This window comes from Roseateles sp. P5_B10 (assembly GCF_056400485.1).
The window spans coordinates 1-913 of record NZ_JBFULE010001336.1 but is presented as its reverse complement, the minus strand read 5'-3'; the positions used below and the strand labels follow the sequence as shown (position 1 = coordinate 913).

Below are 913 nucleotides of genomic sequence, written 5' to 3'. Positions count from 1 at the left end.
CGCCCTTCCTGGCCGAGCCAGCCCAGGCGCAGCAGCGCAGCAGCCAGGTGGCGATGCTGCGCGTGACGGGCTTCGACGTCGAACAGGTCGACCGCCTCGAGCCGGGCGCCGAGCTGAACTTCACGGTCTGGGGCACGCCGGGGGCAAACGTGCTGCTGCAGATCGACGGCAGCCGGCGCACGGTGCGCCTGGACGAGACCAGCGCGGGCCGCTATCAGGGCAGCTACATCATTGGCCGCTCGGACCGCATCGGGCCGGATTCGCGGGTGCATGCCAATCTGCGCCGTGACAACCGTGTCACGACGGCGCTGCTGGGCGAAGCGCTGCAGGCGGGCTGGCCGGTGCCGGGCGAGACGGCCCTGCGGCCGGAGATCCAGTCCATGGATGTTGTGCGCGAACGCGGCCGTGGCCGCGCTGAGGCGCTGCGCTATACCTTGCGTGGCACACCAGGTGGCCAGGCCTCCGTGCTGCTCCAGGGCAGCGAGACACGCAACATCGTCCTTGAGGAAGTTCGCCCCGGCGAATATGCCGGCACCTATGTGCTGCCGCGCGGCGCCTGGGTGGATACCGAGCGGCCTTTGACGGCCCAGTTGCGCCTGGGGGACCGCAGCGTGCGCAGCAGCGTGCCCAATGCGTATGCCAGTGTGAACCTGCCGCCGCGCCGCGCCGAGGCCTGCTATGACTGCGCGACCGTGCAGGCCGTGAATGCCGTGCAGGTCGACGGCGAGGGCCGCGTGCTCGGCACGGTGGCCGGCGGCGTGCTGGGCGCGGTGGTGGGCAGCCAGTTCGGCAAGGGCGATGGCCGCACGGCCGCTGGCGTGGCCGGTGCGGTGGGTGGCGCGCTGCTGGGCCGCGAGATCCAGAAGCGCAACAGCGAGCGCACGCAGTACGAAGTGGTGGTGCGCACGAACGA

1 protein-coding gene is annotated in these 913 nt (G+C 71.4%); it reads left to right on the top strand.

Annotated elements, in window-relative coordinates; translation table 11 throughout:
* Positions 1-913: glycine zipper 2TM domain-containing protein (locus AC1DU6_RS33140; RefSeq protein ID WP_477862557.1), on the top strand; the 913-nt coding region annotated here is incomplete at both ends.